The 21,611-nt window shown below is 43.8% G+C and carries 15 protein-coding genes; 7 read left to right on the top strand and 8 right to left on the bottom strand.

Annotated features, from left to right (window positions below):
• Positions 1–20 precede the first annotated feature (20 nt).
• Complete coding sequence (locus tag C7Y66_RS20305; RefSeq protein ID WP_106168775.1) at positions 21–560, top strand: GNAT family N-acetyltransferase; 540 nt, start codon at positions 21–23, stop codon at positions 558–560.
• On the opposite strand, the gene nblS is transcribed toward C7Y66_RS20305, so the two are convergent.
• The 8 genes from nblS to C7Y66_RS20265 form a co-directional block, all read right to left on the bottom strand.
• A complete protein-coding gene (nblS, locus tag C7Y66_RS20300; RefSeq protein ID WP_106546987.1) occupies positions 557–2,530 on the bottom strand; it encodes a two-component system sensor histidine kinase NblS in 1,974 nt (657 codons plus the stop codon). The two genes, C7Y66_RS20305 and nblS, sit on opposite strands and share 4 nt — an antisense overlap.
• A gap of 164 nt (positions 2,531–2,694) precedes the next feature.
• Entirely contained in the window at positions 2,695–4,053 is a 1,359-nt protein-coding gene (gene purD / locus C7Y66_RS20295; RefSeq protein ID WP_106546986.1) for a phosphoribosylamine--glycine ligase, read from the bottom strand.
• Positions 4,054–4,130: 77 nt separating this feature from the next.
• The gene (locus C7Y66_RS20290) at positions 4,131–5,564 is read right to left on the bottom strand and encodes a deoxyribodipyrimidine photo-lyase (RefSeq protein ID WP_106546985.1); all 1,434 of its coding nucleotides are present in this window, start codon (positions 5,562–5,564) and stop codon (positions 4,131–4,133) included.
• A gap of 77 nt (positions 5,565–5,641) precedes the next feature.
• Positions 5,642–6,280, bottom strand: a complete 639-nt coding sequence (locus C7Y66_RS20285) for a Uma2 family endonuclease (RefSeq protein WP_158265964.1) — start codon at positions 6,278–6,280, stop codon at positions 5,642–5,644.
• Between the two features lie 226 nt (positions 6,281–6,506).
• Positions 6,507–7,658 carry a lipase gene (locus C7Y66_RS20280; RefSeq protein ID WP_106546983.1) on the bottom strand — a complete coding sequence of 384 codons (1,152 nt, stop codon included), beginning with the start codon at positions 7,656–7,658 and terminating at the stop codon, positions 6,507–6,509.
• Between the two features lie 57 nt (positions 7,659–7,715).
• Positions 7,716–8,813 carry a DUF4105 domain-containing protein gene (locus C7Y66_RS20275; protein ID WP_106546982.1) on the bottom strand — a complete coding sequence of 366 codons (1,098 nt, stop codon included), beginning with the start codon at positions 8,811–8,813 and terminating at the stop codon, positions 7,716–7,718.
• Positions 8,814–8,884: 71 nt separating this feature from the next.
• On the bottom strand, positions 8,885–9,958 hold the full coding sequence (locus tag C7Y66_RS20270; RefSeq protein WP_106546981.1) for a DUF4105 domain-containing protein: 1,074 nt from the start codon (positions 9,956–9,958) through the stop codon (positions 8,885–8,887).
• A gap of 94 nt (positions 9,959–10,052) precedes the next feature.
• Positions 10,053–13,070 (bottom strand): ABC transporter ATP-binding protein/permease, encoded by a 3,018-nt coding sequence (locus C7Y66_RS20265; protein WP_106546980.1) that lies wholly within the window; start codon positions 13,068–13,070, stop codon positions 10,053–10,055.
• 814 nt (positions 13,071–13,884) lie between these two features.
• Here C7Y66_RS20265 and C7Y66_RS20260 point away from each other — a divergent pair.
• The 6 genes from C7Y66_RS20260 to C7Y66_RS20235 all read left to right on the top strand — a co-directional run bounded on the left by C7Y66_RS20260 (position 13,885) and on the right by C7Y66_RS20235 (position 21,329).
• A complete protein-coding gene (locus tag C7Y66_RS20260; protein WP_106546979.1) occupies positions 13,885–15,471 on the top strand; it encodes a serine/threonine-protein kinase in 1,587 nt (528 codons plus the stop codon).
• Complete coding sequence (locus tag C7Y66_RS20255) at positions 15,468–16,415, top strand: phosphate/phosphite/phosphonate ABC transporter substrate-binding protein (RefSeq protein WP_106546978.1); 948 nt, start codon at positions 15,468–15,470, stop codon at positions 16,413–16,415. The genes C7Y66_RS20260 and C7Y66_RS20255 overlap by 4 nt, the downstream gene beginning before the upstream one ends.
• Before the next feature lie 192 nt (positions 16,416–16,607).
• Positions 16,608–18,197, top strand: a complete 1,590-nt coding sequence (locus tag C7Y66_RS20250) for a serine/threonine-protein kinase (protein ID WP_106546977.1) — start codon at positions 16,608–16,610, stop codon at positions 18,195–18,197.
• Positions 18,198–18,502: 305 nt separating this feature from the next.
• A complete protein-coding gene (locus C7Y66_RS20245; protein ID WP_106167540.1) occupies positions 18,503–19,120 on the top strand; it encodes a COP23 domain-containing protein in 618 nt (205 codons plus the stop codon).
• A 102-nt stretch (positions 19,121–19,222) separates the two neighbouring features.
• On the top strand, positions 19,223–20,080 hold the full coding sequence (locus C7Y66_RS20240; protein ID WP_106546976.1) for a serine protease: 858 nt from the start codon (positions 19,223–19,225) through the stop codon (positions 20,078–20,080).
• Between the two features lie 121 nt (positions 20,081–20,201).
• On the top strand, positions 20,202–21,329 hold the full coding sequence (locus tag C7Y66_RS20235; protein WP_106546975.1) for a trypsin-like peptidase domain-containing protein: 1,128 nt from the start codon (positions 20,202–20,204) through the stop codon (positions 21,327–21,329).
• The last annotated feature ends 282 nt before the right edge of the window (positions 21,330–21,611 follow it).

Raw genomic sequence — 21,611 nt, 5'->3', positions numbered from 1 at the left:
CTGGCAACGATGAGCGAGTAATGATTATAAGAGAAGCAAATTTAAATGACGTACAAGCGATCGCACGGGTACATGTAGATACTTGGTATACGACATATAAAGGAATTATTCCAGAATCATATCTAGCTAAACTTTCCTACCAGCAGCGAGAGATTGCTTGGCAAAAAATTATAGAAGATACTATGAGTAGCAGCCAATTCGTTGATGTAGCTGAGAACAATTCAGGAGAAATTATTGGTTTTGCTAATAGTGGAAAAGAACGAACTAGCGATCGCACTTACAAAGGTGAGTTATATGCCATATACATTTTAGCAGCATACCAGCGTCAGGGAATTGGTTACAAATTAACTCTATCTACTGTGGATAAACTATCTGAATTGGGTTTTAACTCAATGTTAGTTTGGGTATTAGCAGATAACCCTGCCTGTAGATTTTATGAAACTATCGGCGGACAAAAAGTATACGAAAAACAAATTGAAAGAGGCGGGGTAATGTTAAAAGAAATTGCCTATGGATGGCAAGATATAACAAGTGTACGCGATCGCATTTCATCGCGTTAAACTACATGAGCGGTTGTATCAATTGTATTTTCAGTTGAAATATCTACTTCTGGTATGCCCATACTCTTATTGCTATGTTCTTGAAATATTGCTAGATCGAACCAGAAAGTTGTGCCGACACCAACCTCACTAACCAAATGAATGTTGGCATGATGTTTGTCCATAATATTTTTCACAATAGAAAGTCCTAACCCGGTTCCTTCTAAAGTGTGTACGCGGTTTTCCACGCGGAAAAAGCGATCGAAAATAGCTGCTTGATCCTCTGGATCGATACCAATTCCCGTATCAGAAATTTCAATTCTCACCTGGGGAGATACAATGCGATCGCCTCTTGCAGGCTCCATTTTGTAAGCCCGAATCGCGACTTTTCCACCTTGCTCAGTAAATTTAAGCGCGTTGCCAACTAAATTAGTAAATACTTGAAGTAATAAGTCGTAATGACCGAAAACTTGTGGTAGTTCGGGTTCGATTTGCTGAATTAATTCAATTCCTTTATCTTTAGCATTCAATTGATAATTTCGTAAAGTTTGTTCGACTGCTTGTGCTAAATCTACTCCTTCAAAATGATAAATCCGACAAGAAGATTCTAAACGAGATAAGTCTAAGACATCATTAACCAAACGAGTGAGGCGATCGGTTTCGTTATTTGCAGTTGCTAAAAATTCCCGCTGTTCTTCGGTGCTGAGGTTTTCACCGTAGTCGTGAAGGGTTTCAATATAAGTCTTGATATTAAACAAAGGCGTGCGTAATTCGTGAGAGACGTTGCTGATAAATTGGCTTTTCGCCTCATTCAGTTCGACTTCGCGAGTAATGTCTTGCACTGTCATAGCAATTCCCTTAATACTTTCTCGATGTTGGTCGAGAACGGTAGTCAGAAGAATCCGAATCGTGCGCATAGTTGGCTGAGAAAGCGGAATTCTAAACTCTGCACTTTCGCTTTCTCCCCTTGCTATCTTGTATAGAGGGCGATTTAATTCTGCTTGCACTGAGATTGGTAGATGATTTAATACACTATCTCCAATGACATCTCCATTTTCCCAGCCAAAAATCCGTCGTGCTGTAGGATTAACTAAAATCACTTGCATATTGGTGTCAAGCAGGATAGCACCATCAGCAATAGTAGAAACTAAAGTTTCTAATTTAGCTTTCTCGGCAGTAAGTTCTTCAATATTTTGTTCTTCATAACGCTCTAAACGTTCTGCCATTTCATTAAAGCTAAAAATCAATTCCTTGAGTTCTCCTCCCAAAGGCAAATCGATCCGCTGTTGAAAATTGCCAGCCGCAATATTTTTCACACCTGTCAATAACTCTTTAATTGGTTTGGTAATCATGAGAGTATTAAATACAGCACCCAAAATGACCATGACCCAAATTGACACGAAAACAGCAATTGTTACATCGCGGGTGAGATTGGAAGAGGTGACAACTGTAGGATTTGGGTTGATTCCAATTGCTAATACTCCCAAATATTTACCTTCATGATTGAGCGGGACGAAAACATCAGTGACTTCCCCATCAGGCGTTCGGTGTTGTCGCACCATCGGCAATTCAGAATTAGCGGCGTAATCTTCTGGGAGCTGAATCCGGCGCTCAATTGTCAGTGAAGTTTGTACGGCTGGTTCCCAAAAAGGAATTCCAAAAAAGATTTTTCCTGCTTCGTCGGCATAGAGCATGTAGCGCACGCTAGAAGTGCTACTGTAGAAGCGTTGAGAAAACTGAGCGACTTCGGTGTAATTATTCTCCGCTACCAGAGGGGCAACGTTAGAAGCAAGTAACAACCCCAAGTCACGTCCGAAGCGGGTTTCATTTACCCTTGCATCCACTTGAATCGTGTTAACTGCCCAAAAAGTGAAACCACTGACAATTAACGAAACTACCAGCGTCGCAGCAGCCATCAACTTAGTTGGCAGAGTTAGCTCAAACCACCAACGGGCGATCGCTTCTTGAATTGTTTTTAACGGCGCTAACATTTGTATAAAAATTGGTATTTTATAAGTCCTTTGTTCTAAGGTAAAGTTTTTCGACTTAAAAGACAAAGTGGTTACTTGTCATTTGTCATTGGTGGGTGGCTGGTGGCTGGTGGCTAGTGGTTAGTGGTTCGACTCTTTGCTAGTCACTAGCCACTATTCACTAGTCACTGAATTCGGTGTCCGATGTCGCGGCGATAGTAGATGCCGTCAAAATGGATTTGGGCGATCGCATTATACGCAAGGGCGATCGCTTGCTCGAAATTTCCTCCTACACCAGTAACACCTAATACCCTTCCCCCATCTGTCACTACAGGTGTGGAGTATAGGGTGTAGGGTGTAGGGTGTAGAGACGTTACATGTAACGTCTCTACATCAGTCGGTTCCCCCTTGCCTCCTTGTCTCCCTTGTCCTAGTCTGGTTCCAGCATGAAATACACAACCCCCCGAAGCCTCGGCTGATTCTATTCCTGTGATGACATGACCTTTTTCATATGCACCTGGATAGCCTTTGGCGGCGGCGACAACACAACAGGCGGCTCCCGGCTTCCAGGCGATGGGAGGCAATTCACCTAGTTTTTGCTGACAACAAGCCACGAGTAACTCTTCTAGGGGGGTTTCCAGTAAAGGTAAAATAGCTTGGGTTTCAGGATCGCCAAAGCGACAGTTGAATTCTAGAACTTTAAATTCCCCCGTAGGAGCAATCATCAAACCTGCATATAATACGCCCCGATAATCGATGCCTTTAGAGCGTAAAGTGGCGATCGCTCTCTGTAATACCTCTCGTTCGATCCTTGCCATTAATTCTGGCGTGACGAGGGGAGCAGGGGCATACACTCCCATTCCGCCCGTATTCTCGCCTGTATCCCCTTCTCCGATGCGTTTGTGGTCTTGGGCTGGTAGTAGGGGACGAATCGTTATCCCGTCTGTCAATGCCAATACAGAGGCTTCTTGTCCGATTAAGCATTCTTCAATGACAACAAACTTACCCGCGTCGCCAAATTGCCCCGCGAAAATCGCTTCTAGAGCTTGATGTGCCTGTGCGACTGTTTCGGCTACGATCACGCCTTTACCAGCGGCTAATCCGTCAGCTTTGACGACTATGGGCGCTCCTTGTGCGGTGACATAATCTTTAGCAGCAGCTTCCTGGGTAAATACAGCAGCTTTAGCGGTGGGAATTCCTGCTTCCTGCATTAAAGCTTTTGCCCAAGCTTTACTTGCTTCAATTTGCGCCCCAGCTTTGGTAGGACCAAATACCATTGCGCCTTGAGCTTGGAGATAATCTGTAATTCCCATAGCTAGAGGAACTTCTGGACCCACTACCACAAGATCGATCCCCTGTTCTCGAACTGCTTGACCGATCCGTTCAAAATCATCCACAGAGTAGGGCAAATTTTGACAGCGTGACAGCGTTGCCGTTCCCCCATTACCAGGAGTACAAAATACCTGTTCCACTTGGGGCGATCGCAACAAAGCCCAAGCGATCGCGTGTTCTCTGCCCCCATTACCTACGACTAAAACTTTCACTGCTTTCCTCTAATGCTGCGATCGATTATCTCGTATTGTGGGGTTGGAGAATTGTAGAGACGTTATATGTAACGTCTCTACAATTCTTTCTGCTGTTGATAAATAACTTTAAACTGTCGCTGTTGAATTTTATGATCCACGATTGGATTAGGATAGTCTACGGCAGCGCGATCGCGTTTTGAAATATTTCCACTCAGTAACTCTTCTGTGTCAAAAGAGCGCAATTCTGGCAGCCACTCGCGAATATATTCTCCTTCAGGATCGAATTTTTGGGCTTGACTAGCAGGGTTGAAAATTCTAATTGGTTTAGGGTCCATGCCACTTGAAGCACTCCACTGCCAACCGCCATTGTTAGCTGAAAGATCCCCGTCAATTAGTCTTTGATAAAAATATTTTTCTCCCAATCTCGGATCGATGAGTAAGTCTTTGGTGAGAAAATTGGCGACGATCATGCGACAACGATTATGCATCCACCCAATATTATTCATCTGTCGCATTGCTGCATCGACAATTGGATAGCCAGTTCTGCCTTCACACCAAGCTTGGAAATATTCTTCGTTATTTTCGTAAGGAAAATTCTTAAATTGTTGTCGATATGCGCCTTGTTCGAGTTCGGGGAAATGATACATGGCGTGTTGATAAAATTCTCGCCATGCAAGTTCCTGCTGCCAAGCGCGAATACTCGTCTGTGCTTCATCGCTACGAGTATTTTCCATTGCCTCAACTGTAGCAGCCCAAACTCTACGAATACCGATCGCACCAAATTTTAATGCTGCACTTAGTTGAGATGTCCCATCATAAGCAGGAAAATTTCGCTGTTCTTTATACTCTTCGATCGCCCGATGGCAGAATTGTTCTAATCTCTCTCGTGCTGCTGCTTCTCCTGGTTCGATAACTAAGCCATTTTCCCAATTAAATCCTAAATCTTTTGCAGTCGGTAGGGCGATCGCGCCTGCTTGCTTTGCAGTTTGTAATTCCTGTTCTGACAACCCTTCTACATTTTTGAGAGTCTCTGCGGGTGCAGCTTTCGGTTTGCTACTCCAATTACGCCAAAACGGAGTAAATACGGTGTAGGGTTGGTTGGAACCTGTAAAAATATCGTCTGGGGAATGTAATATCTGATCCCAGTTTTCTTCTAAAACTTGGATGCCTTTTTCTTTTAAAGTTTCGATGACAGTGCGATCGCGTACTTGAGAATATGGTTCTACATCCCAGTTCCAGAATACAGCTTTTGCGCTCAGGGCAGTAGCCAGCGCTGGAATGGCTTCACGGGGTTCGCCTTGCAAAATTAATAACTGGCTGCCAACTTCGGCGTAACGCTGCTGTAGTTGTTGCAAACAGCCTATCATGTACGTGACTCGTACGGGAGCGACATCATCCCGTTCTAAAATATTGGGGTCGAGGCAAAATACTCCTACTACCTTTTGAGTTCGTTGCCTTGCCGCAGCTAGTCCGGTATTATCTGAGATGCGCAAATCGCGACGATGCCAGAAGAGGATGAGGTCAGACATTCACAGTTACTACTTAGTTCACTCGTACTAGCATAAAGGTTTCTGCTACCAGACAGCATCAATCCACTGGATGTTTTTTAGATTCCTTCTCCAAAGGCAATTATTTCAGCTACTGTTAAATTTAGCTCGGGGAAAAATTGAGATTTGATGCGATCGCTCTCTGTAAAACTTTCAAAGCGGTATTCTTTTTCTGTCAAAATGCTGTCAGAATTTACCAGTTGTCCCACAGAAATTGTCGGTTGCAAGATTTTCGGATTTCTTCTACCTGGATATCTATCGAGATGAAATAGCGGATCGATAATCCATAGTTCCTGTATGCCAAAAGCAGCATACCAAAGGGGTTTATTTCTATAGTCGTCTTCCCAGTTGGTGCTAACAATTTCAATTGCGATGCTAGGCGGTTCTCTCAGTACTGCTTCTATCTGAGTTTGTCGATTCCAATCTTCGCGTTCGATTACGATTAAGTCAGGCTTGCGAGTATCTTTTCTACCTAGTACGAGTACTGGTTGGGGATGAATTAACAGCCCCAGGTTAGCCCTCTTAGTTTCCGATTTCAGCGCAAACCACAACTCGCTCCGTAAATTTTCATGTTTTCCAGAAGGTTCAGCTATCGGTACTATGACACCATTTATGAGTTCGTATGTTTTTCCTTCTGGTAGTTCCAGTTCGAGGAATTCATCAACGGTATAAGTTTTTATTTGAATAGCAGTAACCATAGGGTAAGTTTCCATAAGGTATACTTTATTCTAGTTCTACGCTTGACGACTGAGCCAATATCAAGCTGAGGGATACGACAACAACCTTCTTCCTGCTCTAGTATGTAAGTTAATGCGTTTGCGATCGCATCAAGATCGGTCGAGCAAATGCAAGTATTAGCATTAAAATATCTAGAAAACATTACTCTTTAAAAAATTTCCGAATCCCACATGTTCCACCTCTCAATTAGCGGCTACCACTTCTAGTTAAATTAGGATCTTGAGTTCTCAAGTAATATTCATAGAAATATCCATAGCTTTTTACATGAATATTTGCTTGTTCTAAAATAATTCTTTTAGTTAAATCTAAATAAGCTGATTTTATTTTTGGCGACTGAGAGGCTTGATATTGTTGTTCTAAAATATCTCTTTCTTGCCACAACTCTTTCAGCTTTTCAGTTGGCTCGGCTGCAATTAAATTTCCCACAGGAAGATAACCAAGGGTATTATAAATTGGTTGCATGTACCCGCGCTGCTGGTAAATGAAAAAATCCCCTTTCGTTTCTACTCTAGTTGTATTGGCGATCGCAGTTCGATATCGATTGGCAAAGCTCGGTTGCGTGAATGCAGGCGCACCAAAGACAATTGTTCTTATATTACTAGGTAAGACTCCCGCATCTACTAACATTGCTGTATAAAGAATTGACGCAGCACCAAGGCTATGTCCTGTAACTAAAATTTCAACTTCAGTATTTGCTTGTTTTTGGAGGCTCAAAATTTCTACAAGTAGTTCTTTAGATTTGATATCGTTAAAAACCTGACCTGCATAATTTCTAAATCCTTCGTGGATCAAAGCTGCTGCCCGTCGATACATATTTACAGGCACTCCAGAAGAAATAGCAGCAAGATCGTTAGGATCTTCTAAGCCGACATACGTGCCTTTAAAAGCGATCGCATAAGAAACTTTTCTTTTCCCAAATTGCCCAACTTCTGGCTGGCGGATAAGAACAGCATATCCACCAAAAATTTTATCCTGCTCTTTTCTAATCAGAAAAAAGTCGGATAATTTCATTCTTTTATTAATAACATCGATTTGTTTAGCCCCGTATAGACGTTTAATTTGATTAATAACATTGCTGCGTTTTGTTTTATTTCCAGTTCTTTCAGTATCAAATAACTGATAAATTAAAGCACTACTCATGTGAGCCGCTTTACCTATGTCCGCACACGCTACAGATCGCTGAAAGCATAACCGCTCGAACTGAACAGATCTTAGATTAGTTACACTATTCGTTTTGCCAATATTTTGAGCTTGACTTGGAACAGCCGTACTAAATAGCCCCAAGCAAAGTGTAGCTTGAGTTAAAAATAGATTTATGTTTTTTTTGAGTAATGTCATAGACCGAATACTTAAAAGAATTTAATTAAAAAATTTGCATGTACAAAATTCAAAGATTTAACGTTTTTTATTTTTAAATTCCGCAGCAAATTCTTGTTCTAGATTTGGCAGTTTGCTCTGACTGTTGACAAGTCCGCGCCGCACGATCGCATCATAAGGAGCAGTGGGTAACTGTATCGGAGGCATCTTTTTAATTTGCTCTACTAAGAATTCATTCAATGTTTCAGAAGTCAATTCTCGATTGAGTGCGGCTTGATTGAAATCGACACCCATAGGCAAACTGACAAAGTATTCCTGCTGTTCTTGGGGCAAAATTTTAGGATTATAGCCAATAGTGCGATCGATAATTCGCAGCGATTCAGTGGTACAGTTACGATTTAATGTATCATACATCACACTAATACCTTCGCGATCGCTCTGATGAATAGCATTAATTAATAATTGTTGTTTTTGCTGTGGAGTTAGCGCTAAGCGAATTTGCTCTACCCGATCCGTAAAGGGAAACTGAGCCGCATCTATCACTCGATCTTCCAAAGCTGTTATTTCTTGAGCGATAGCATAGAAATCAATTAATCCTGAAATTGGGTTCCATCCTGCTGACTTCACGCCAATACCGTTAGCAACATAGACAATATCTCGCACGCGAACTGCTTTTGGTACTCCAGAAGTTGTTTTAGATTGCGGTACCAAAATTGCTTCATATCCAGGCTTGAGGCGAAATCGCAGCTGTCCGTGGGCGCTGTAGGGACTGCGTAGAACGCTATAGTACTGGATCTGAAATATCGCATCAGCAACGGCATTTCGAGGAATTTGAGCCACCCAAAACTTGCCCTTATGTTTGAAGTTGGCAAGCACCATCGATCCTGGTGCAGGTTTATATGGTGCAGCTTCACTGGGAGAGAGTAGTTTGACAGCACGTTGTTCGCAATTCAAACACTGACCTTTAAAAGTACCTTTAGGCATTCTCGCCTGCGGATCGAAAGGGTCTGCGGAGTTGCAAACGCAAGCATTGCTACTACTACTGGCAACGAAATATGGTAAGTCATTTCCTGTTTGGGCGATCGCTCTTGGTGTCACAGCAAAGGTAGATAATGCTGTCAATACCACCATTTTTCCTAACAAGCAAAAATTATTCTTTTTTTTTGATACAGTCATTACAACTTCCACTATTTCAAATCTAAATTTAAATCCAAATTAAAATCTAAAATCTTTCCCTACTCCCTTATTCAAGGTCTGCTACTATTAAACTCTCTGGAAAACTCCACTTCTAAATTTGCTATTTTACTCTTGCTGTTTACCAGTTTTCGCCTTACAATTGCTTCATAAGGCGGTGTTGGTATAGGAATTTTGGAAAGTTGGGCAAGGCGTTCGATGACGATTTTGTTCAACTTATCGGGTGTTAAATTACCCTTGAACAGAGCTTCATCAACTGCTGGACCTGTAGGCATACTAATAAAAACTTCTGGCTTGCCTTTTTGAGCTAGTTTCGGATTGTAACCAATCGTGCGATCGACAGCTCGTAATACTTCGGAAGTACAATTTTTATTCAAAGTATCGTACATCGAATTTGTGCGATCGCGATCGCCTTGCAAGATTGCACTCATTAGCAACTCTTGTTTTTGTTGGGGAGTCAACGCCAATCTAATTTGCTCGACTCGATCGGTTAATTTGTATTCAAAAGCATCTTTAATTCTATCTTCTAAGCTGATAAATTCATGGGCGATCGCGAAGAAATCTAATAATCCTGTAGCTGGATTCCATTCACCTCCTTCAACCAACATGGCATTTGCTGCATACACAAAATCCCGCATCCGAATTTCAGTTGGCGCTACACCAATTGACTGTGGAACTAAAATTGCTTCATAGCCTGGTTTAAGGCGAAAACGAATTTGACTGTGAGCAGTATATGGGCTTGGTAATACGTTATAGTATTGAATCTGAAAAATAACATCTTCCACAGCATTTTTAGGAATTTTGGCAACCCAGTATTTGCCCTTATAGTTGAAGTTGGCAATGACTAACATATCTGGGGCAGCATTGTAGGGTATTGTTTCTACAGGAGAAAGTAACCTTACAGAGCGTTGCTTACAGCTCATACAGCGACCTTTAAAAGGACCCTGAGGCATTCTTGCTCTCGGATCGAAAGGATCTTTAGGGTCGCAAATACAAGCTTTATTTTTGTTTGCAGCAGCAGGAACAATCCTACCTGATTGAGCGTAAACTATTGGCGTGAAAGTAAGTAAAGGCACTACAGTCAATGCCAAGAGCTTTACTGCTTTTCGTTGTAAGTATTGCAGCATAACTTCGATGTTTAAATTATGAATAGAAATATTGTGAATAGAAATGTAGAGATGTAAATTACATCTCTACAGCCAGCTATCGTATAGCTTATATTCAAACAATATCTTTGCGCTTCTGAACTCCAAATAGAAGGGCAAACATAGCAACTATTAGCACTCCCAGCATAGACCAGTGCCAAGCTAAATTGACTTTAAATGAAGCACCATAGTCTTTTTTAAAGCGTTCGATCAATCCTTCTGCACTCTTGATCGCACCCTCATATTTTCCTTTCCACTCGCTATATTCTTTTTGCCAGATATCTACATCTTTTTTGTATTTGTCTACTCTCTTTTCATAGTCATCGAGTTTTCTAGGATCTGAGGGAGCTTTGCCAGGATCTTTCGGCTTAACTGGTTCTGGCTTATCTACTACTGGGTCGTATTTAGCTTTTAGACCTGGAAAAACGCATTTTTTAAACAGTGCTTTACCTAAGCACTGGCTCTTTTTTTTCTGTTCGGCAGTTTGTTTTTTTCTTTCTTTTTCTGCTAGTTTCCAGTAGGAATCATCTGCTACGTCTTCACCCATTTGGGAGATCGTGACTAACGACTCAAAAGACCACTTTGTAATTGTGATGCGATTGATCAGCTGCCCTGGAGGACCAAATGTCTCTACAGGTAACATCCCCCCACCAAATGTAATTTGTGGTACGAGGAAAATAATTGTGAGTAGGGGTGCTACGTTTTGGTTGGGCGAAATCGCCGATACTAGAAGCCCCATCACCATCCCAGCCAGAGTAGCCAGGAAGAGAGTGACATACATATTGAACAGTTCTGGCGTGCCACCAGGAAGCTCGATCGCCAGCCATTTAAATAACAAGAAGATTGCTGCTTGATATAGAGCTATTATGACCCCAATCCAAACTTTAGACATGATATAGGGCAAAATTTTCAGCCCGATCATGCGTTCGCGGCGATAGATTTCTTGTTCTTTGACAATCTCGCGCATGGTAGCTAAGCTGCCTACAATTACCGCAATTAAAGCGGTAGTAAATAGCATCGTGATTGCTTGTCCGGCATCACCTTCTTGAAGATTGAAAACGTCTCGCTTCCAAGTTACAAAATCCATGATGCCGAGAATTGGCGCGATCGCACCCATCAAAAACAAGCCAGCGCGATCGCGCATCAAAATTGCTAAGTTGCGACGCGACAAGATGATAAACTGCTGCCATGCCGAAACTTGCTTAATTGTGCTACCTGGTTTCTGTTTGGCTCGATGGCTTCTTTGTGCCATTTGGGGCATTTGCAGCTGTTGTTGGCGCTCTAATACGTACTTGTGATAGTGACGCGAGTTTCTAAAGCGTTGCTGCCATTCTTCAGGTGATAGTTCGTGTTCTACCTTGCCGTAGATCTGATCGAACTCCTCCACCCCAAAATAGTCAATTGCTTCTGCTGGCGGACCAAAATAGGCGACTCGTCCCCCTTTCGCCAAAAATACCACGCGATCGCACAACGTGACGTTCTTCGTAGCATGAGTAATCAGCAAGATCGTCCGTCCCTGATCTGACAACTTGCGCAGCAACTTCATGATCTGAAGTTCCGTACCAGGGTCAAGACCAGATGTCGCTTCATCGAGGAAAAATAAGCTGGGTTTAGTAATTAGCTCTACCCCAATCGACACCCGCTTGCGCTGTCCGCCGCTCAATGCTTTTACAGGTACGTCCTGGCGTTGCAGCAATTCTAAGTCTGTCAAAACTTCTTGTACCCGCTTTTGACGTTCGCCAGGAGTCGTGTCCGAAGGCATCCTTAACTGAGCGGCAAAATCGAGTGCTTGCTTGACCGTCAATTCTTTGTGAATGATGTCATCTTGAGGGACGTAACCGAGTTCGGTACGGTAGGCATTGAAGTTTTTGTATAAATCTTCTCCGTTTACCAGTACCATCCCACTTGTAGCAGGGCGAAAACCGTTGAGTGCGTCGAGGAGGGTCGATTTCCCACCACCGCTGACTCCGGCAATTACGATAAATTCTCGCGGCAAGATCGACAACGAAATGTCATCCAACAAGGTCGTGCCTTTACCGACAACCTTCGTTAAGTTGACGGCATCCAGACGCAGATTCCCTTCTTCGTTGAAGCTCACTAAAGTCTCGTCAACGTTGAAGACAAAGCGAGTCGGACCGATGCGAATTGTATCTTCAGGTCTGAGCGACTGCGAACCGCTGACGCGCTTGCCGTTGACGAAAGTACCGTTACTGGAATTGAGGTCGGCGATCGCAAACGTCCCATCTTGACGCGAAATTCTGGCATGATAGCGCGATACGGTCGGATGGTCGATCGCAATATCGTTTTGCTCGTCGCGACCGATGGTTAAATTATTGCGATTGCTCAGATTCAGTTGATGCGTAATACTCGGTACTTGGTCGGTCGCAGTTGTCTGGAAAGTCAGAGTAATTCCAGAACCAATCGCGATCGCGTCTCCATCCATTAACCGCCGTTCGCTAATGCGTTGCCCTTGATATAACAACCCATTTCTGCTCCCTAGATCGACTATCGTGTAGCTGCCTTGACGCTCGACCAATTCGGCGTGCCGTGACGAAACTTGGGGAAAATTAATCGGGACATCACAACTAGGATCGCGACCGATAATCATCTGGTTTTTGACAATCGGAATATCTTGCGTTCCCGCTGGAGTCGTCACCCGCAATATCGGTGTCACGATCTGAGTCTGAATCGCTTGAGGTGGTGCAGCAAAATTCGTGGCTTCAAAACCAACAGTTGTCCCTATGCCCGTCATCTGGGTTGCAGTTGCACCTGTAGTGACTTCCTCAACACCGCAAAAACGCAACTCACAACCCCCGATTCTTATCGTGTCTCCATCTTTGAGTTGCCTCGGTTGACTAGGAGCCAACCTAGCATTATTGACGAAAGTGCCAGTACTACTTCCTAAATCTGTGAGCAAGTATCCACTCATACCTTGGGGCGCAAGCTGAGCGTGATAGCGCGAAACATTACTTTCGCTCAAAACTAAGTTATTGTCTCCCGCTCGACCAATTCGCACCACATCGCCGTTGAGTGGAAACTCTTGCTTACTACCGTCACGTCTACCAATCTCCAGACGTGCAGAAGACTGAATCATAATATTTTTATTTTTTAATTATTCTGTAGTTTGATGTCGTAGCTGGAAAATTTTTCTCTGAGATTGAAGTATATTACCGAAAATTCGGGTTCTCTCCAATTTCATTAAAATTTTATACTCTCAGCTAACTCGATATATGCACATTCTGCACATATTGTTACAACATCTGTTACAAGGTCTTGTTACAATGTCGAGCAGCAACGTATGATAGTATCTGCTAATACAATTAAATAGTGTTTAAAGAGAAATAAAGATTTCAGGCTAGGCTAAGAGCTAGTGTCAGGCGCGCTTGCTGTCAAGCACACGAACATTCAGATATTAGCGGTTAGTACGAGAAACACGCATTCTCATTGGATATTGCTAGCTATAAACAATCGGCTCATAGCCGATTGCCTCGATCGAGGCTGCTAGGCAAGCAAGAGGAAAAAGCAGATAGGCGAATTATCTCCTCAATCTCAATCAGCGGGCAGTGCGATCGCGGTTTGCTACACAAATCTACGTAGGTTTAGGAGATTCGATCGAGACAGCGTATTTCGGCGATTGTGTCTTGAAATATATCTCGATCTATACTTTATCTTATACAAATATTAGGAGCTTCAACCCCGTATATCTAAAGGGCGAATTGCAACTCTTTTCTTCTGCCCTCTACCCTCTGCCTTCCTCAAAAAATTTTAGCAGTAAAAGTTCATATTAGGCTTTAATGGTGATGAGAGAAAGATATTTTTAGCAGGCTTAGTTGCATCTAGCTTAGAAGTCATCGCCTATACTGTTGGCAAACATTTATTTTCATACCAGTTTTAATGCGCTCTGCTCCATGAACTCGCCATTACAAAAAGACAACTGGCTCGGTCGCTGCGTTGGCGAACGCCAGCGCTACAGACTAGAACAACATCTAGGCGCGGGCGGAATGGGAGATGTCTTCATCGCCAGGGACGTACCGATTGGCAAACTAGTCGCTTTAAAGATCCTCAAAGGATCGCTAGCAGAATCAGCCGATCTGAGAAAGCGGTTCGAGCGAGAAGTGACTCTCTGCGCTGCGCTCAAAAGCGATCACATCGTGAATATCAGCGACTATGGCGTTACCGATGAGGGGTATCCCTTCTACGTCATGGAGTACCTGCAAGGACAGAGCTTAGGACAACTGCTACGCCAGCAGCAACAGCTGGGCATCGAACGCAGTCTGTCGATCGCGATCCAAGTGTGTCAAGGTTTGCGGTTGGCGCATCAAGGCGTACACCTATGGCAAAATGGAGCAACCGCTAGCAAGCAGATCAAAGTCGTCCATCGCGATCTCAAGCCAGATAATATTTTTCTCGTTCCTACTGCGTTGGGAGAACTCGTCAAAATTCTCGATTTTGGTATTGCTAAAATTTGTAACGATACGAATGAATTTACCAATCTGACGAACGTTTTTATTGGGACTTTTCACTATGCAGCTCCCGAACAGTTCGAGCTAGGGACAGAAGTAGACGAACGTGCGGATATTTACAGCCTCGGCGTAATTCTCTACGAAATGCTGACTGGAACCGACCCATTTGGGTTTAATTTCCGTCGCAATAGCAATACGATTAGCGGTATGTCATGGGTATTCGCTCATGCTTCCAAGCCCCCGATTCAGTTGCGATCGCAGCCTCGGTGCGAGCATTTTTCACTACAACTAGAAGCCGTCGTCATGCGGTGCTTGCAGAAATCGCCCCGCGATCGCTTTAGTTCTGTAGACGAGTTAAGTCGTGCCTTGCAAGCTGCCGTAGCGATCGATCTGGCGAATAATACAATTGTCCCAGGTTTAGGTGCAGCAACGACAATTGCGACATTGCCTCCTCCCGCACACCCATCCGAACTAACGACCACTCAACTACCCGATCCAACTTTTCCACCTGACTTTACCCAACGTCTGTCTGCGCCCCGAGTCCCGTTAGAAGCTACCGACGTATCCCTGTCAGCCCAACACCGATCGCTAGTCAAGCTGTTTACAGAATTTGCTGGACCGATTGCGACTACTGTGTTTCGACAAGTAGCAGCTCAATCATACAGCGTCGAGCAGTTGGTAGAAAACCTCTCAGTTTACCTGCCTGCCAAGCAACAAGCAGAATTCGAGCGTCAGGCAAAAGCGATCGAAGCCGAGTCAACAGCTAAATCTCAAACCCACAACACCAACGGCAATAAATTTTCCCATAATCAATTATCCAATAATTTAGCGCAGTCAGCACTCGATACTAATTTTATTCAACGGTGTGAAAAAACTTTAATCGATCTGATTGGACCGATCGCGCCGATTCTCATTCAAAAAGTTCTAAAATCTGGAATGCAAATTTCCGAGTTGGAATTAGTCAATCGATTAGCCAATGAAATTCCCGATCCTCAAAAAGCCGCCGATTTTTGCCGTCGTCTCTTAAAATGAGCGAAGCTTCTAAAAAGAATATATTAATTCCGAATTCCGAATTCCGAATTCCGAATTCCGAATTCTCCCGCCGTACGTTACTTTTACAATTATTTCTACTTACAGCATGTGGGGTGCGATCGCTATCGAGCAAGCGCCAAGGTTTAGTTCTCGGTGTAGTCAGTTATAACGCAGGGGAACAGACCATCAATCGTTATGCCAAATTTACTCGATATTTAAGTGAAAAAATTGGAGTTATCGTACAATTAGAACCTGCTTTTAACGAAAATAAGGCTCTAGAACGAATTCGGAATCATGCTTGGTCTCTAGCTTTTGCCGAGCCTGGATTAGCTGCGATCGCGATCGACCAACACCGATACACCCCGATATTGTCACTTCAGGGCATCGCTAATTTGCGCTCTATTTTAGTCGTGCGCAAAGATAATCCGATCGTTGAGTTAAAAGAATTACAAAATCAACCGCTTGCCCTCGGACAACCAGGTTCGGCTACCGGATATTTTTTTCCCATTTACAATCTCTACGGTCTAACTTTAGCAGAGATTATGCTTGCATCCACACCTAAAACAGTTTTGGAATGGGTTGCTACAGGGAAAGCTACAGCAGGCGCTCTTTCTAAAGAAGAATTTTACTTACACAGTTCGTATTTCAGCCCCACTGAGTTTCGCATTCTCCATACAGATCCGCACGAAGTCCCTCCTGGCGTAGTTTTGGTTGCACCTAACATAGACAAAAACCTGCGCCAGCAAATTTACCAAATCATGAATGGAGTCCCCTCGATTTTGGCACAAGAAGCAGGATACATTCCCAATAGCTCAGCGCCAGACTACGGTTATATGATTTCAGTCGTTAAGCGCGTCAGAGCAATTTTTCCCGACGAATACGAACATGGTGCAACGCCTCTACAACTCAAACCCGCCCGACTTTTAGATAATATTTCGATTTAGAGTGAGTGGCTAGTGGTTAGTGACTGGTGACTAGTGACAAGAATTGAGTCCAGCCACTAGCCACTAGCCACTAGCCACTAGCCACTAGCCACTGATAACTGCTCAAGCAATAATAGTAGTATCATAGTCTCGTTCGCGATCGCACGCCCAAAAAAGGCAACAAGTCCAGAAGCAACACATAGAGAAAGCTCCATGACATTTCCTGCTCAGCCAGAAACCTGGATTGGTCGGAGTATTGGCGATCGCCAACGCTATCGCTTGGAGAGGCGCTTGGGTTCAGGCGGAATGGGCGATGTTTTTCTGGCAATGGATACCTTATTAGGACAACACGTAGCATTGAAGTTGCTAAAAGACAAATTAGCAGCGTCAAAGTCTTTGAGGAAGAGGTTCGAGCGGGAAGTTGCTATTTGTGCAGCCCTAAAAAGCGATCATATCGTGAATGTGAGCGATTATGGCGTTACGGATGAAGGTCATCCTTTCTATGTCATGGAGTATCTGCGCGGGGACAGCCTGAAACAATTGCTGAAACAACAGCAACGGTTACCCGTCGAGCGAACGATCAAAATTGTGACTCAGGTTTGTGAAGGATTGCGTCTAGCTCACTCAGGCATCGATCTCTGGTGGAGTGGAGCGACAGCCAGCGAACACGTCAAGGTAGTTCACCGCGATCTCAAACCAGACAATATATTTGTCGTGCCTACAGCATTGGGAGAATTGGTGAAGATTCTGGACTTTGGAATTGCCAAAATCCGCGATGAATCGATCGATCGCACGAATCTGACTTATGGATTTATCGGCACGTTTCGCTATGCTGCTCCAGAACAGTTGCGGGCTGCCAACACTATAGACGCAAGAGCAGATATCTACAGCTTGGGTGTCATCCTCTACGAACTCCTCAGCGGCACAGATCCATTTGGTTTTGGCGCTCAAGCCTATTCGATTACGGGCATGGGTTGGGCAATGGCACACAAGACAAAACCACCGGTTCCCATCAGGTTACAGCCTGGTTGCGAAAATTTATCGCCGCAACTAGAAGCAGCTGTCATGCAGTGCTTGCAAAAATCCCCTAACGATCGCTTTGCCTCCGTAGAGCAATTAAAACAAGTATTAAAAGCTACTATTACCCACAAGCCTGAAGCAGCGATCGATAATTCTCTTCATCCATCTCCACCTGCACCCACGCACCCACAACCATCTGTTCCTGTCACACCTGACGTGGCAACGACTAGAGCCTACATACCTCCACAGCCAACAGAAACAGAAGTCATTCCTCCGACATCGCTGCCAGACACCTTGTTACCTCCACATAAGCAAGAAGTTCGGGCAAACGTTCAGTTCCCTGCCGCACAGCAGAGTAATCTAGCTAATTCCAGCACGGACGATTCAATTTTAATATCTCCACCAGCGCGTCATCGCCGCTTATCCACCTCTACTTTATTTTTTGTCGGTGCGGCTATTGGTGTTGGTATTGTGGCACTGGGAGCAGTAGTTTATTCATACATTCAGTTTCGTTTGACAGCTCAAGTTATCGATGAAATTCAAACTTTAAAACATCAAGCACGATACGAAGCTTGTGCGAGTAGAGCTGAGACAGTTACCCGCGATTCAGCAGTTTACGCCGAAGCGCAGGCAATACTAAATGAGTGTCATCTCGAACATGCCAAGCAACTCGCAGGAAGTAGTAACTTTGCTGAAGCGATCGCTATTGCCAGACAAATTCCTCAAGACAGTCCTCTCTATTCCCAAGCTCAAATCCTGATTCAAGACTGGTCGGAGATTTGACGGTTAAGTAGGGAGCGCATGAGCAGGAGGAAGTTGGAGGAGTTGGGGAAACTGGGGGAGAACGATCTCGCACCACTCTTTCCCGACTTTTGACTTTTAACTTTTAACTTTTGACTTCTTTAGTACGTATATGAAGTGTTTTTATAAGTATGTTCCGTATACAAAATAGCTGTTGAAGTATAATTTTATATTTTTTTTCAAAAATTGACCGGAATCGTAGCATATTTGGATGTAGATCGCGGTATAGTTCAAATACGCTAGTCTCGTCAAGCAGACTTGTCAAGTTCAGGGTACTTGAGCTGACTGTGAATGTAATTGAAATTTTAACTGCCCTTGAGGTACGAGCGATGATAGGCAATCACACAACTAAAAATTTAAAAAAATTTACTAAATATTTAGCAACAGCGATCGCAGTTATAAGTGGGATCGGAATAGCTAACGAGTTCGTCCGAGCAGAAGCAGTAGCTAGCGCTGGGGGTGCGACAACTTTCCATTGCATAGCTTCAGGTCAGGGCTATGCCACGATCGCCAAACGCGGCGAACGGATCACAGCACCAGTGATTACCTGGAACAGCAATGAATTTGGGACGCAATACACGCCGCACGAGCGTTGTAAAATAGTTAGCGATCGCTTGAGTGAGGTTGTAGCAGCCAAAGGCGGGAAGCTGAGAAACTTGCAACTGACATACGGACGAGTTAACAGCAAACCAGTCATTTGCTATGTTGGCAGTCGAAACGAAATCTGCAACCGGAAAAATATTCTAATGACATTGCGCGAATCAGATCGAGGCAAAGAACGCCAAATTCTCGAACAATTAGTGACTTTCAGCCTGAAAGGAACGGGTACGGCAGTCCAACAAAGTGCGCCACAATATTATGCACCTTTTGGAGAAGAAATTGAGCGAGCGTTGTCAGCGGAATAAGGTAAATGCATGAGTAGTAGAGATTGAGAGCGATCGCCAACTCGAACCTCGTAATTCACGCATGACAGTCGATCGAGCGATTGGAATTGGGATGCAGTGACAGTGAAATTATCATCAGCCACTATTGTCTTATTTAACCTCGGACTGCTGGCGATCGCTGCATTCTTATGGTTTATGCCATCAAAACCGAATACAAAATCTGATGCTAGTACTGAAAAAATTGCGACTACAACACCTGTAGATCCAGTAAAAAGTTCGGCAATAGTAGAAGTTGCTCAACAAGTGACAGTCAGAGTATTGACAAAAACAAGTATGGGTTCTGGGGCGATCGTACAACGTCAGGCTCAGACATACACCGTTCTCACCTGCGACCATGTAGTAGCAGGTAGTCAGAAGGGCGAATATACCATTCTCACTGCTGACGGCGCGACTCATCCAGCCCGCCGCTTGACGCAGACTTTAACAGGTGTCGATCTTGCCTTACTACAATTTGATAGCCCTAAATCCTATCGTGTTGCTGTCTTAGGAAATTCACTTGCCTTAACAAAAGGCGATCGCGTCTATGCATCTGGTTTTCCCAATTATCAATTCCTCAATAAAAGTCGTGTTGAAGAAACACGTAACTGGGGAATGAAAGCATTTCGGCTGACAACGGGAACTGTTGCTTTACTCTTAGAGCGAACTTTACCAGAAGGATACAGTTTAGGTTACACCAACGAAGTCGAACAAGGGATGAGCGGTGGACCTGTTTTGAATCAAAAAGGAGAACTGATCGGGATCAACGGTCGTTTGAAATATCCACTTCAAGGCATTGATGTGTTTACATTTGCCGATGGTACAAAGCCATCGGTAGAACTATTTAATCAAATGGAAGCGCTGAGTTGGGCGATTCCAATTGCTGCTTTTCAGCATCAAGTTGACAAAAACTTGGCTCAACCTCAATCGCAAAATGAGATCTAAATTGTTATTGGTAATGGGTAATGGGTAGTAGGTGATTGGCAGTGGTGAGTGGTGCGTGTTGGTATTTATATTCTTCTGACTCCTCAGTTTTCACTTTTAGCTTTTAACTTTTGACTTTATTATGAATGGCTGGAAAAAGTTTTTTCAAACTCGAAATTTAAAATATACAATTTTTATAGCCGGAGTTGTCACTGCTGCGACGACGATCGCTTTTACTAGCAAGATGACAGGACTCACGGTACAAGCAGATGCGATCGCCCAGCAAACTCAGCCTGTTACTGATTCCAAAACGTTGAATCAAACGGAAATTGACGCGATCGCCTCCCAAACAACAGTGGTTGTCGGTCAAGACCTGCAAAAAGGTGATGTTGAAGCTCGACGTGAGTTTAACCCAGGTTCTGGAGTCATTATCGCTAAGCGCGGCAACATTTACTACGTGGCGACTAACTTGCACGTTGTCCGCGGTCGAGGTGGTTTTTACGGGGTACGTACCTTTGATGGCGAAGTTTATCCCGTAGACGACGAAAGTACGCGATCGAATATCGTCCCAATGGGAAAAGAACAGGGCGAAAGTGGCGAAACTATTCAAGGGCTTGATGTCGCGATCGTCCAATTTAAGAGTGACAAGAACTATCCTTTAGCAAACCTACCAGGTAGCCCTAACCAAGGCGAACGAGCTTTTGTCTCTGGCTGGCCCGATCCTGGAGATGAAACGGCGCGACGGCAAAGGTTATTTGCTCCTGGTGAAGTGATTAGAATTACCCCTCGCACTACGGATGGAGGTTACAGCATTCAATACAGTTGTGAAACGCAGCGGGGTATGAGTGGGGGTCCCGTTTTTAACGATCGCGGCGAGTTAGTTGGAATTCACGGACGCGCAGGTGAAGCAACTAGTGTCTCCGTACCAGGAACTTTAGTAGCTTCCCTAATGGCAGGAAACTCCATAGCTCAAACTGCGATTCAAAGTAAATTCAATTTGGGAATTCGAGTTTCCGACCTCACCGAAGAAGCGAAAAAAATTCAGCCTCTTGCAGGCGTGTTTCCCTATATCAAATTTGAGCCGCCTCCCGTGCAGCCTGCTATTGTCAGCCAGGGAATGCCAGAAAAAAGACCGCGATCGGCAGACACGATCGATGATATTTACAAGACCTTCAGCCGTGATTTCAAACACGCCGCTGTTAGAGATTGTCCCTCAGCAGGTAGTCGTACAGTCTTACTCGGTACGAGTGAAGAACGCTGCCCAGAGTAAGAAAATACTTTTTTACGCTTTGCTCAAGTAGGAGAGTTTCAGCAGCGCAAAATCTTTATTTCGGGAGCGTAATTTTCGTAGTTAAAGCTATATTTCTTTAGCGATCGCTATCTGTATTTAATACTGAAATAGTATGGCGATCGGCTATGAAAAAAAGCTTATATAGCGAGTCTAAATAAATCGTGAACAGAAGTCGAAGATAAAGTAGGATGAAGATCTTGATGAGACAATCTGCTGAAAACTAACGTGAACCTGAATCATTTATCTAAAGCACAACAAATT

This window comes from Chroococcidiopsis sp. CCALA 051, assembly GCF_003015105.1.
GTDB lineage: Bacteria > Cyanobacteriota > Cyanobacteriia > Cyanobacteriales > Chroococcidiopsidaceae > Chroococcidiopsis > Chroococcidiopsis thermalis.
This window is presented reverse-complemented; position numbering and strand designations above follow the sequence as displayed.